This window comes from Desulfosporosinus orientis DSM 765 (assembly GCF_000235605.1).
GTDB classification, from domain to species: domain Bacteria; phylum Bacillota; class Desulfitobacteriia; order Desulfitobacteriales; family Desulfitobacteriaceae; genus Desulfosporosinus; species Desulfosporosinus orientis.
The window spans coordinates 4,039,038-4,052,818 of record NC_016584.1; the positions used below are offsets into that span (position 1 = coordinate 4,039,038).

Annotated in this window: 11 protein-coding genes; all 11 read right to left on the minus strand. The window is 43.3% G+C overall.

The window, feature by feature from the left end; all coding sequences use genetic code 11:
- Positions 1–34: 34 nt before the first annotated feature.
- The 11 genes from DESOR_RS18885 to DESOR_RS18930 all read right to left on the minus strand — a co-directional run bounded on the left by DESOR_RS18885 (position 35) and on the right by DESOR_RS18930 (position 13,771).
- Positions 35–1,516, minus strand: coding sequence for an SLC13 family permease (locus DESOR_RS18885; RefSeq protein WP_014186183.1), 1,482 nt, complete (start codon positions 1,514–1,516; stop codon positions 35–37).
- A gap of 369 nt (positions 1,517–1,885) precedes the next feature.
- The gene (locus DESOR_RS18890; protein ID WP_014186184.1) at positions 1,886–2,533 is read right to left on the minus strand and encodes a Crp/Fnr family transcriptional regulator; all 648 of its coding nucleotides are present in this window, start codon (positions 2,531–2,533) and stop codon (positions 1,886–1,888) included.
- A gap of 284 nt (positions 2,534–2,817) precedes the next feature.
- Positions 2,818–3,750, minus strand: a complete 933-nt coding sequence (locus DESOR_RS18895) for a manganese-dependent inorganic pyrophosphatase (RefSeq protein WP_014186185.1) — start codon at positions 3,748–3,750, stop codon at positions 2,818–2,820.
- Between the two features lie 84 nt (positions 3,751–3,834).
- Positions 3,835–6,102 (minus strand): DNA helicase PcrA, encoded by a 2,268-nt coding sequence (gene pcrA, locus DESOR_RS18900; RefSeq protein WP_014186186.1) that lies wholly within the window; start codon positions 6,100–6,102, stop codon positions 3,835–3,837.
- A gap of 487 nt (positions 6,103–6,589) precedes the next feature.
- Positions 6,590–8,422, minus strand: a complete 1,833-nt coding sequence (locus DESOR_RS18905) for an ASKHA domain-containing protein (RefSeq protein ID WP_014186187.1) — start codon at positions 8,420–8,422, stop codon at positions 6,590–6,592.
- Between the two features lie 61 nt (positions 8,423–8,483).
- Complete coding sequence (locus DESOR_RS18910) at positions 8,484–9,710, minus strand: Bcr/CflA family efflux MFS transporter (protein WP_014186188.1); 1,227 nt, start codon at positions 9,708–9,710, stop codon at positions 8,484–8,486.
- A gap of 168 nt (positions 9,711–9,878) precedes the next feature.
- Entirely contained in the window at positions 9,879–10,508 is a 630-nt protein-coding gene (locus tag DESOR_RS18915; protein WP_014186189.1) for a cobalamin B12-binding domain-containing protein, read from the minus strand.
- Between the two features lie 60 nt (positions 10,509–10,568).
- Complete coding sequence (locus tag DESOR_RS29790) at positions 10,569–10,739, minus strand: hypothetical protein (RefSeq protein ID WP_014186190.1); 171 nt, start codon at positions 10,737–10,739, stop codon at positions 10,569–10,571.
- A gap of 35 nt (positions 10,740–10,774) precedes the next feature.
- Entirely contained in the window at positions 10,775–11,947 is a 1,173-nt protein-coding gene (locus DESOR_RS18920; protein ID WP_014186191.1) for a uroporphyrinogen decarboxylase family protein, read from the minus strand.
- A gap of 24 nt (positions 11,948–11,971) precedes the next feature.
- Positions 11,972–12,769 (minus strand): methyltetrahydrofolate--corrinoid methyltransferase, encoded by a 798-nt coding sequence (locus tag DESOR_RS18925; RefSeq protein WP_014186192.1) that lies wholly within the window; start codon positions 12,767–12,769, stop codon positions 11,972–11,974.
- A 351-nt stretch (positions 12,770–13,120) separates the two neighbouring features.
- Complete coding sequence (locus DESOR_RS18930; protein ID WP_014186193.1) at positions 13,121–13,771, minus strand: cobalamin B12-binding domain-containing protein; 651 nt, start codon at positions 13,769–13,771, stop codon at positions 13,121–13,123.
- Positions 13,772–13,781: the final 10 nt, after the last annotated feature.

The window sequence follows — 13,781 nt, forward strand, 5'->3', positions numbered from 1 at the left end:
ACTCCTATCTGTAATAGTTATCTCATCCCCAGGTTCAGCTAAATAATATTTGGGCCAAGGGGAAACCTACCAGGACATATAGAATCAGTCCAATAATCAGAAGAGGTACCCCCATCTTCAGGATGTCCTTAACATCAATGAGGTCTCGCCGGGCATGCATCATACCGCAGTAAGGGGATGCCGCCGGTGTGATGAGAGCAAAGAAAACTATCATGGTAATGCACATATAGAGACCAACCAGCCCAATGCTTGGATACTGTTTGGCAAAGGCCATAATAACAGGGATTAAGATAATGGCCATTCCGGCATTATTGGCAAAATTCGTGGTAATAATCGAGAATATTAATAGTAAACCTACAAAAACCAAGATCGGCTTATCACCTAAGAGGGGCTGCAGGACTTGAATCAGCCAGGCTTTAATCCCTGTTACATCGTTGGATACGGCGTTAGCACCATACAAAGCAGCAACAACCAGGAAATAAACGTCCCAGGAAAAGCTCTTGGCAGCGACCGCCTTAAAGGGCAAAACGGGTTTCCCGTCAACATGCAGAACCATCAAAACCACGACACAGAACATAGTCACACCTAAAGTCCCTATATTTTTAAGCAGAGCAACAATCACCCATGTCTTGGGTAAAAAGCTGGGGGCCAAAAGCAAAATAATGAAGGCAAACAAGGATAAGAGCAAAATCTTCTGCTGCAGGTTCATAGGCGGCAAGGGGCTTTTTTGAAATTGCTCCACACTGATATTTTTCAGCTTCGACATATCCGGTTTATAGACAAATTTCAGGAGCAGCATGAAAATTATGATCATGGTCAGAGAGAGGATAATGTTAAAGAGGACAAAGGAGAGGGTATTCACCGTTAGCCCCGATGCCTTCTGAAAGGTCCCGACAATGGCCAGAGCCGCTCCCTTAAAGGGGAACATGGGCTGGGCCAGGGTGGCTGCGAAATAAACCCCAAAGACAGTAATGGGAAAGACTTTTTCCTTCCGGTCGATACCCAGTTCATTCATAAATTCCACGGTAATGGGCCATAAGATCAAGAGGCTGGCAATGGGCTCCGTCAGGCCACTGAGGAAATAGGAAGCCAGAAAAAAGACGAATAAGAACACATAGGGCTTGCCATTAATAATTTTGCGAGTCAAAAACCAGCGGGCCAAATACTCGGTACAGCCCGCGTATTCCACCCCGGCAAAAAAAACCAAGGCCAGCATGATAACCACTGAAATATCAGAACCGAAGGCTTCCAGGGCCACACTTTTCAAAGGGGCAAAGCCACTGACCCCTATAAGTAATAACCCCAGGATACTTGGCCAAATACCGTTAACCGTTGACCACAAATAGACCATGCCGATAAAAATAGCAAAAATGTGCATCCCCACCGGAGTAATAGGTTCTATAGGATTGAGTAAAGGAAAACCGAGCATAAAGCCAATGCCAATGGCACTATGAATGTACATACTGCGATTTGATTTCAAGTTCTTTTTTTCACAAACCACTTTAGTACCTAACACCTTTCACACCCTCTTTTTATGTTATTTACTTATAAAACCGATAACTATTAACTACTACAGCATTATTTACTCTCTTTACTCCTTTCAGTCACTGGTTTGGGGAAAAGCAATTTGAGCTTATAATTTCTTTCACTAATTAATTCCTGATCTGCTGCCCAGTAACCAGACACCTCCTCTAATGCAAATTCCCCAACAGATTTATGTCTTTAGCGTCATTGTAACAGCTGCAAAATTTTAAAGACTATAGCATATGTTATCATTATACGATATCTCACAATCAAAATTTTCTATGAACAAAAGGGCACGGGAGGTAAATAATCCCGTGCCTGCAGACCCTTTAGAATTGTTTTGCAAAATTAAGGATATCAATTAATAATAATCAATGATTTTCTCATCCATAGCATAGCTGGTCAATTTTTTTTCATTCAGGATGAAAATACCATCTTTTTCTTTCCTGATAATGCCTTCTTCTTTCAAAGCTCTCAGTATTTTGGCTACGGTCACTTTATGGATACCCAAAAACTTGCTTATGGTCGCATTACTATAACCTTTACTGACCAGTAATACCCCTTGTTTATCCTGAGCATTGCTCAGCAAAAATTTACATAAGCGGTTACCTACCTTACCTTCGTTCCTGGCCTGCAAAGAATCAACCAACTCCCGGATATTATCCGTTGCCATATGTAATAATTGACTTAAGATATTCGCATCATCCTGCACATACTCAAAAAATGCCTCTTTAGGAATTTTATAGCAGCGGCACTTGCTCTTGGCAATAAAGTGGTATTCGCTGACTCCATTGCTGAATAAGGTCAAAACCCCCAGCATCGAGTGGATGGAATTATTGGATTCTTTAATGCCATAAATAATTTCGTCCCCTTTTTCAGTTATTAAAGTCCGGTAACAAGTACCGCTGACCAAATAATATAAAAAATCCATCATATCTCCTTGCCGTATGATATATGAACCTTTTTCAAATTCACACTTTACGACGCCATCCATTTTTAAAAGCTCCACTCTGACGCTCCTCCACAGAAAGCTCTATTAATAAGTTTCCAACTTTTTAGCTCTCGCCATATTATAATTATATCATAGAATGTCTCAAATCTATTTTAATATCCCAAATTCAAGGCCTCTGCTTTTCATGCCGCTGTCGCAACACCATCAGATGATGAAAAATGCCAGAATGTTGCTTCTTTTTGGAACACCTGTTTAGCAGGTGGTTTTCGTTCAGACAAAAAGAGCTGCAGCTTTAAAATGCTGCAGCTCTCTTAATTTTTCTATATAAGGCTAGATCTATATTAACCTTGGAAATATGTGGTCATTTGTGGTACGACTTGTTTCTTACGGGAAAGAACGCCCGGCAGGGGAACGCTTCCGTTAACAAGCTCTTTACCGAAGGCTTTAGCCACTTCTTCAGGATTGTCACCTTTTACAATGAGTTCTGTATAGTCTTCCAGAATATCTGTAATCATCAGGCAGAGATATTGCATTCCTTGAGCTGCACGATGTGCTTCAATAGCCGCGGTTAAGTTAGCACGAACATCTTCGAAACCTTCCATACCCATTAAGCTGACTTGGCCCACACCAATTTTGTGAGGTCCCATGGTGAAAGCTTTGAGGTCTTCTTCAATCATGCTTTGGGGAGTACGCTCAGCAATATTGGAAGAAGCTTTAAACATGTCAATACCAAAGGTCTTGGGATCAACGCCGGCAATAGCTGCCAGTTCTGCAGCGATTACCTTATCTTCCTCAGTGCAAGTTGGGGATTTGAAGATTACGGTGTCGGAAAGGATAGCTGCCAGGAGAATTCCGGCAATAGGTTTTTCAGGGACTAAGCCTTGCTCTTTGAAGGCTTTGGCAACGATGGAACATGTGGATCCAACGGGCTCGATGCGGATATGGATGGGGTCTGCAGTTTGCAGTCCGCCGATTTTGTGATGGTCAATAACCTCGATGAGTTTAGCTTGGTCAGCGCCGGCAACAGCTTGACCCCACTCATTGTGGTCAACAAGCACTAATTTTTGGCCTGCTTCAACAGATTCTAATACTTGAGGAGCAGCAACACCATAGAAGTTGAGAACATACTCAGTCTCTTTATTGATTTTTCCAGCTGAGCAAGGAACAACATCGGCAGTCCCTGTGAGTTCTTTTAAACGAGCTAAAGCAATTGCAGAGCAAACTGAATCAGTATCCGGGCTTTTGTGTCCAACAATAAAAATTTTATCTGACATATTTACACCTAAACCTTTCTTTCCTCAATTTTTTGAACTTCACGGTGGTCTTTAGAAATTAGCCCGCAACTCTTGTTAAAAGCGTTACAGTTTCGTGAGCTTAGCATACTCAGCCATTAATTTCTTAATTCCACTGTCAAAAACAATTGTTAGTTCTGCCTGATTTCCTTCTCCCTTAATGGAGACAATAATTCCTCGACCAAACTTCGCGTGTTCCACTTTTTCTCCTATATGATGCGCCTCACCCCCTTCATTGACTAATTTGCTCCCAAAATCCTTTTCCCACGACCCGGCTCCCAAAGGAATGTTTCGATCCGACATACCCCGTCGCTGCATGGGTTTTGCGGGGTTGGCCAGGCGACGTTTTGGGGGATCAAGGGGGTCTATATCCGTCATTAATTCCGACGGTATCTCCATCAAAAAGCGAGAAGGCTGATTATACTGCGTCTTGCCATAGAGCATCCGCATTTCTGTATTACATAAATATAGCTTTTCCCTCGCTCGAGTGATGGCGACATAACAAAGACGGCGTTCTTCCTCAAGTACTGCTGGTTCCATGAGAGAACGACTGCTGGGAAAAATCCCATCTTCCATGCCAACCAAAAAGACCACAGGAAATTCCAAACCCTTGGCACTATGCATTGTCATCAGAGCTACAGCTTCCTCAGCCTGATCCAAATCATCAATATCGGTAACTAAGGAGACTTCTTCTAAGAACCCGCTTAAGGATGAAGCAGAACCTCCTGCTTCAACTCCGTCAGGCAGCTCATTTTGCGCAGCTTGAGCTGCCTTAGCATCATACTCTGCCGTTACCGAGAGAAACTCCATGAGATTTTCCAGACGGGTATTGGCTTCCGGAGTATTTTCCGCCTCCAAGATGCCTCGATATCCTGTCTTATTTAATATCTCTTCCACTAAATCCGATACATTGGACTCTTGGGCAAAGCTGAGCAAGTCTTGCATCAGGTGAGCAAAAGAGATGAGGGGTTTCTTAGCACGCGTTGAGAGCTCCGGTATATAGTCTGCTTCTAAAATCGCATCCAGCACCGGCATACCTTGTTCATCTGCATATTCTAAAACCTTTTCTAAGGTGGTGTTGCCCAGACCTCGTTTAGGTACATTCAGCACCCGAGCAAAGCTTACCTGATCTGCGGGATTATAGAGAAGCCGTAAATAGGCTAAGATGTCTTTGATCTCCAGGCGCTGGTAGAACTTAAGCCCGGAAAAAACCCGGTAAGGAATGGCTTCCTTCATCATCCGCTCTTCCAAAGCCCGGGACTGGGCATTGGTCCGGTAAAGTATGGCAAAGTCATTGTAGGGACGTCCCTCCAGCTCATGCAAACGCTGAATACGATTAACCACATAAGCAGCTTCATCCCGTTCATCGGAGCCGACATAACATACTACAGCCTGTCCCTCAGAGTTTTCCGTCCAGAGGGATTTTTCCTTCCGGGATTGATTATTTTGCACTACGGCATTGGCTGCATTAAGAATTTTTTGTGTGGAACGGTAGTTTTGTTCCAGCTTAATCACTTTGGCTTCTGGATAATCCCGTTCAAAATCCAGGATATTTTGGATGTCCGCACCTCTCCAGCCATAGACTGATTGATCATCATCACCCACGACACAGAGATTGCGGTACTGACCGGCTAAAAGCTTAATGAACATATACTGGGCATGGTTGGTATCCTGATACTCATCCACCATGATGTAGCGGAACTTGTCCTGATAATAGCGAAAAACATGATCGCATTGCTGGAAAAGCTGAACCGTGAGCATGATAATATCATCAAAATCCAGGGCGTTATTGCTTTTCAGACGTTTCTGATAGGTATGGTAAATATCCACTGCTTTTTGTTCAAAATAACCGGCAGCTTTATAGGAAAACTCTTCCGGATCCAGGAGTTTGTTCTTGGCATCACTTATTACTGCAGCAACACTGCGCACCGGGAATTTCTTTTCATCATAATCATGTTCTTTTAAACAGGCTTTGATTAAGGACTGTTGATCCCCTGTATCGTAAATGACAAAGTTCCGGTTATAACCCGGCAAATTATCAATCTCACGTCTCAAAATCCGAACACAGGCCGAGTGAAAGGTTGTGACCCATAACCCATATCCCTCGCTGCCCAGCAAGGTGGTCACTCGTTCCCGCATTTCTTTAGCGGCTTTATTGGTAAATGTAATTGCTAAAATCTGACTTGGTTCTACCCCTTGAGCAATCAAATGGGCAATTCTATAGGTAAGAACCCGGGTTTTCCCGGATCCGGCTCCTGCTAGAATTAGAAGCGGTCCATCTCTATGCTCTGCAGCTTCCCGCTGTACTGGATTTAAATCGTCTAACCGGTACAGACCACTTCACCTCACTTCTTGTACTTATTATAACATACTCAACGTCCTACTGTAGACCAGTTATAGGTCTTATTAAGATATGGCAATAATTTTTTACTATACCTGAAGAAAATAATCACCATCCTCCTGCAGAAAATTTCCTGTTATCACAGAAATTTAATCCATTATAACAATAAATCGGGGCAAATTCAGCTTGCTTTAGGACAAATCATCTCTTCTATTATTAAAAGGTGTACTGCAAGGTAATGGCCTAAACACTATGCTCTTAAGGCAAAAAACCGCTTAATTAGCTTATTTCCGGTGATATTGACCCAAAAATCGTGCTTTCTTGTTATAGTATAAATAAGGTTAATGGAGAAACTCTCTCCATTAACCCTATTATTTGGCCAGGACATTAACAAAAACTATTTTTCGTGACTAACAGTAGTTTTTACGGCCATAGTTCTTCTTCAAGGTTTCCGTAGGAGAATACCATTGTCTTCCATGTCTACTGGACTATACCAAAATCCAGTCCTTTCAGAAACTCCTGTTGGAATTCCTTCTTACTCGAAAGCTCGACATGTTCTGCCCGTTTGGAAAGTTCATCCGCCCGCTTCCTTTCCTCCAGGGAGAGTAAGGCCATTTTAGCTCCATCACCGGCAGCATTTCCGATGGAAAGGATTTTTTCCAGGGGCAAAGAGGGCAGCAGGCCGATTTCCACGGCACTTTCCTTTCTAATATAATTGCCAAAAGCCCCGGCAAGAAGGATTTGCTCTATCTCCTGCAGCTCAATGCCCATTTCCCTGCAGAGGATTCTGATTCCCGCCATAATAGCACCTTTGGCCAGCTGCATTTCGCGGATATCCTTTTGTGTCAGGACAATATCCTCACCTGTTGCACTGTCTTTTCCCCAGACTAAGACAAACTCATAGGCACGCTCAGATTTCCTTAGCCGCTGGCGTATTAAAACCGGAAGCTTCTCTTGCTCGTTTTCACTGGCAAAGCGGCCAGTTCGGCCAATAACCCCTGCTTTGTGCATTTCAGCAATGGCATCGATAAGCCCGGAACCGCATAGACCCTGAGGTTTCGTTCCTCCGATCACTTCCAGCTGAACGTCCTCTGCAATCCGTACTCCTTCCACTGCACCTGCCGCCGCCCGCATACCAAATTTTATCTCCGCACCTTCAAAGGCCGGCCCGGCTGCTGCGGAACAGGTTAACATTCTTTCCTTCCCGCAGAGAACAATTTCACCGTTGGTACCGATATCAACGATAAGATTAATTCCAGCCAGCATGTCAGCCTCCACTGCCAGCATTACTCCTACTGTATCTGAACCGACATAACCGGCGATATTGGGCAGAACTCTGACCGTTCCGGACCTTAAAATCTCCAGCCCCAATTCCCCGGCTTGAACTTCCACGGCTGCTCTGAAAGCAGGGATAAAGGGAGACGGGGCCAGAAATGTGGGATCAATACCTAAAAATAAGTGGGCCATGGTGGTGTTCCCCACTACCACCGCGGTATAAATTTCTTCCTTATTGATTTCACTTTCTTGACATAAACCGGCGATGATTTTGTTTAGTCCCCTTACCACTCTTTCCTGCAGTTCCCGCAATTGATCCGGACCTTTAGCCGCATGAGTAATCCGGGAAATAACATCGGCACCGAAGACTTGCTGGGGATTCGTCAAGGCGCCGCTCTTGATTACCGTACCTGTATTAAGATCCATCAGATAGACGACCACGGTAGTGGTTCCAACATCGATGGCAGCACCATAACATACCTGAGTCGTGTCACCCGGTTCCACTGCCAGAATTCGCTCTCCAGCCAACACTGCTGTGACTTGAAAACCCCCTTTCCTAAATACCTGCGGCAGGGAAGCGGCCACGGTTCGGTTAAAGCTAATTTTTGAGCTGGGTAAAGCTGCCATAAGCCGCTCCCAATCCGGAGTCTGATCTTCGACACTGGGTTTGGCAAGGTTTAGCAAAAACTTTTTAACGCTGGGTTTAATCTTTACCGGCAGCTTCCCGGCAAAATCTGTTTTACGCTTTATAGCATCGGTCAGTTCCTGCACTCTGACCGTTGTGTCCTCTCTTAAGATATGCTGGCAGGCCAGAGTCCAGCCGGCCTCCCATTCCGAAACCTTAAGAAATTTCTTTTCAATTTCTGTCATTTGTGAAGGTGTTCCCGTCGTAATTTGTACTCTGCATTTGCCGCAAGTGCCCTTGCCGCCGCAAGTACTGATGACTTGCACCCCTGCGGAGATGGCTGCCTGGAGAATTGACTGCCCGGCCGGAACCTGAGCCACTTTTCCCGACGGTAAAAATGTGATGTTTAGCATCTCTAACACACTCCTTTGAATGATAGAAACTGAATCTCTCTAATGAATTATTAATTTACCATTAATGAAGAACCTTTTGCACAAAGGCTTTTTTGGAAAGCAGACTCCAAGAAATTAAACTTGCCGCCGCAAAAATGAAATATAAAATCCCCATAACCTTTACTCGATCTGCCCAATCTAAAGAAATAATGATCATGCCAATACTGCCAAAGACTGTAAAAGCAAAAGACATCAGAGATACTACAGCTCCCGTATCCCCTTTTTGCTGCTCAAGCATTAAGTTGGCACTGGGCGGGCGGGTTATGCTGCCTGCTAAGGTGGCAGGTATTAAGGACAGGCCAAACATCCAAGGGCTGCTGACTCCAATGGTACTGATTAATAACCCGCTGATACAAGCTACAAAAAAACTCAGAGAAATTAGTTTAATTGGCTTGATAAGTCTCGTGCTGCGCATATAGAGCAAGGGACCGATCACCATAAAGAAAGCATTGGCAGCAAAAAAATAGCTGTAAACCTGTTCACTTAAGCCGAACTGATTGACATAAATATAGGAAGATGATGATATAAAGGACATCATAGGAATTCCCATTAAGGAAAAGGTTAAGAGCAAAGACATAAACCCGGGGTTTTTAGCCACAACTCCCAATCTTCCCAAGGATTCGAGTACACCAGCTGTTGAAAGGCCATCGATAGTTTCCTCCATGGCAATTACCGCAGCTATCACCACAAGACCTATGACAGCTAAAAACAAAAACACCCCTCGCCAGGACGTAAAGCTGAGTATTATGGCCCCGACAACAGGAGCAACAATGGGAGAAATCATTGCCATTGAAGTAACAACAGCCAGCACAGAAACTCGCTTTTCTCCGGAGTAACTATCCTTCACAATTGCTTGGGCCACTGATGTCGCCGCTCCGCTGGCAATGGCCTGGAAAATTCTAAATAAAATTAATAGATATACATTGCCTGCAAACGCGCATAAAGCACTGGCAGCAGTATAGATCACCAAGCCTATCAATAATATAGGTTTACGTCCATACTTGTCACTAAGTGGTCCCCAAAACAAAGAACCTGCTGCATAGAATATAAAAAACATAATTAACGTTAAATTTATTAAGCTGGGAGCCGCTTGAAAAGTAGCTGCCATTCTCGGCAAAGCCGGCAAGTAAAGATCTGTAGATAAGGGTATAAAGGCACTTAAAAAGGCTACTAAAACGATCAATCCTTTTTCACCCAGGTACTTTTGCGTCTTTAACTTTACTGCTGTCTCATCCATATTGCTGATCATCTTATTATCTCCATTCAGTGATGTTTTGTCTAAAGTTTACCTTGTCAAGGTTACAAAGGGAAGTCTAAAATTTCCACATATAAGTTTCTGCAATAATAAGGGTAGAGGCCTGTAAAGGCCTCTATGTTTTAAGCACATTTGATTTTCCTGGTCTTTAAAGGATGAAAACTACATACTAAAGATTTCATCGGCAATCTTGACTCCGTCCGTAGCCGATTGTGCGCTGTAATCAGATCTCACATGAGCTTTAACCAGGTCATCAATATAATTGCCGCCGATTAAAACCTTGGTATTCAGTCCTGCTGCCCGAATGGCAGCAATGGTTTCTTTCATGGATTCCTGACAGCCTGTCAAGAGAACACTCATACCTACCAACGGTGCATTATGTTCTTTAATAGCCTCTATGAACTTTTCTTTGGAGACATCCACCCCTAAATCAATGACATTGTATCCCGAACCTTTAAGGAGCATCACGACGATGTTCTTGCCTAAATCATGGATATCTCCCTTCACCGTTCCCATAACAATATTGCCTTTGTAGTCTGCATTGCTGCCAACGAGAAGAGGCTCTAAAATAACCATTGAATCCTGCATGATTTCGCCGCACATAATCAGCTCACCTAAAAAGTATTCTCCTGTTTCAAAGCGGTTTCCGGCCTCTGCCATACCTTGCTGCAGGGAGTTAACAATTTCCAAAGGAGATACTCCCTGATCTAAACGTTCTTTAACCAGCTCAGCTACCTGTTGTTCTTCCAATTCTGAAATGGCTATGGATAAGGCATCTGTAAGCATACTCATCTCCACTCCTTTTTTCGCTCATTATTAGAACTTAGACTTCGAACTAATGCCTTCTATATCTTAGCGCTGTGCCCAAAACCAGATAAAGTTATAGGCAAAGTCATCGAGCTTTTCCCATTCTTTTTTAGAAATCTCTTCATTGCCAGGGAACTCCCCTATTTCATCCACTTTCACCTGCCACGGTACACATACTCCAGGATCAGGATTTAACAATTTTTCCTTCTCTGACATGAAATACTCCTCCTATCGATTAATAAATACCCTGATTAATAAACACCGTATTCTCTTGCTGCTTCAATCATCGCAATAGCATTTTCCTTCTTAGCATCTCCCATTACAACTCCGCCGGTATCTAAAATAAAACCACCATCTCCGGCTAATTCGTCAATGGATCTCTTAACCTGTTCTTTGACTTTCTCCGGAGTGCCATAGGTCAACAGAGTTGTAGGCACACCGCCCTGCAGGCAGAATCTGCCGCCCAGGATCTTCTTTGCTTTCTTGGCATCCGTGGTATCAATTTGGAAAATGATGCTTTTATCCGGCAGTTCTGCAATTTTTTCAAGATAGGGTGTCCAGTCTCCTTCAGCATAGAAGAGCATTCTCTTTCCTTTAGCCCAAAGGCCTTCAATGGTTGCTTTCAAGGACGGCCAATAAAACTTATCCCACTGCTGAGGATTTAAAAATGGATAGGCTCCGCGGTGAAGGGGAGCAAAACAAGGGAAGCGCGTATCCGCTCCGGCCCCGGCAACACCACAATTGACATTATGGGGAGTAATTGCATCACAGGCAGCCATAACTTTCTCCGGCCGGCGGCGCAGGTCAAGGAGAATTCCTTTCATTCCCCTTAGGGCATCCCCTAGAGTGTCAAAGGGAGCTTTGGTAAACCCTGTCCCTTGTCCAACTATGCCATGATCCACCGTCCATTTTCCCCAAGCCGCTGCCATAGCGGCCCCTGACATTGCAAAGGCAGCAGCTCCTTTGATCAAAGCCACAGTAGAACGATAAGAGCCGGGGTTCGCTAATTCCGTACTGATGTTAGGCAAATAATGATTAACAAGCCATTCCGTCGGACTGGCAATAAATTCGTCATAGTCCTCAATTTTCATGTATTCTTGTTCATTGTATTGAAAGGTAGAATTTTCATCCAATCCCATACCGGGGAACTTATAAAGTTTCGACCCCATGGCATCAAACATAGGGGGCCACCATAAGCAGGGTCCGCCCTTAAAAACATCAAAATCCAGATCAGGCAGCATCTCACTGACAATTTGATTGCTTTTATCCAGGTCATAATAAATCTCCTGCAGAGTTGTACCGGTATATTTCGTAACCCATTCCCCAACTCCAAAGGCAACGGGAACCATATCCGGCTTTCCACAATCCATGGCCGTCATGTAGCGCTCTAATCTCTTTTGATAAAGCATTTCCTTTTCGTTCATCCCGATTTCCCCTTTCTAGGTTTTTCAGTCTTCCAATAGTTCGCTGCGAAAAGCTTTTAAGAATTTTTTACCAAAACGATCCTTACCCAGAAGAAAGTCATTGGTGATAACTGAGGTCATAATTTTCCTATCCAGAGGATCGAGAATGGCCGCGTCCATATCGAAGGCCATGCAGAGGGTTAAGAAATGACGATTGATAATCTTCCTCTTAGGGGAATTAAAGGAAATATTACTCAAACCCGAAACAGTTTTCACCTTTAATTTCTCCTTAATTGCTTCCAGGCATTGAAAAAACATCAAGGCATTATTGTGGCTAACGGCTTGGGGCAAGACCAGCGGGTCAATATAGAGGTTTTGCAAGTCATAATTTTTCCTGCTCAGTATCTCCACCAAACGTTCTGAGAGAACCATCCTCTCATCAGCAGTTTTCGGAATACCGTTATCATCCAATGTCAAGCCAATAACCGGGCACTGGTATTCTAAGACTAAAGGGAGTACTTCTTCAAGGCGATTCTTTTCTAATGAGATGGAGTTAATTAAAACCTGGCTCTTATCCCCCTTAATCGTATCCAATCCTTTTTTGATGGCAGCTGCTGACGTACTGTCAAAACATAAAGGTTTATCCGTCACTTCTTGAACAGTATTCACAAGCCACTCCATGTCAGGGACTTCGTCTCCTTGAGCGGTATTTAAATCCAGAAAATCAGCTCCTGCAGCAGCCTGGCGCAATGCCAGATCCTGAACAGCGGCAGCATCTTTCTCTTTTATCAATTGGCGAACGCTGGGAATTGAACTGTTTAATTTCTCACCGATAATCAACATCTCTTACTACCCCCCGAGTTATTTTCTGCAAAGATACCTTGTTTATCCTCCAAACCTTTAACTCCTTCTCAATTGAATTATAAAAGGATTCCTCAAATACTCAAATCTAATTATTCTGAAAATTTACCTTAATTTTCGGACCTGTATGTATTGTTGTTGCGAAATTTTTATGCTTTTTGACATTCTTTTTTAATGGTACAGATGTATAGACAAATTTTATATTAAAAAAATTTACTTATATCAGTTTAGCTTATAATCGGATGTAAAGGTATAAACAACCTATTTTGCCTAAATACTATCATAGCTAGTTTAGAGCGTCAATACGGAATTTTTCAAATATTTAGTTCAGTCTCATAACTCTGAGACTGAACTATCGTTGATTTCCAAGATATCACGATAAATTTTCAAGGCTTCTGTCACATCATTAGCATAAAAATCAGCACCGGTAAATTCTTTAACATCTTGGTTAACGGGATATCCTCCCACCACAACTTTTACTTTATCTCTCAGCCCGGCTTCAGCTAACAGTTCGACCACACGTTTGATGGAACCCACGCAAAAAGAAATTAAAACACTGATGCCCAGAATAGATGCTTTTGTCTCATTAACAGCTTGGACAAACCTCTCCGGCGTCACATCAACACCGAGATCATGAACCTTATATCCGGAAGATCTTAAGAGATAGATGACAATATTTTTACCCAGATCATGGATATCCCCTTCTATGGTTCCCATGACAATAGAAATTCCTTTTTCCGAACCATTCATGGGGATATAAGGCTCTAAGACCCGCATGACCCCCTTAAGAATTTCTTCCGACATGATCAAATCGGAAAGATAGTAATGACTGTCACTATATTTTTCTCCAACGATTTCCACTCCCCGTCGGCAGCTCTCAATAATCTGCAAAGGAGTGTGACCGCCTCGGATTCTTTCTTCAACCAGCATCAGAGTTTTTTCTTCATCAAGGTCTGCCATAGCTATTTGCAGTTCGTCTTTCACCTTAAGAACC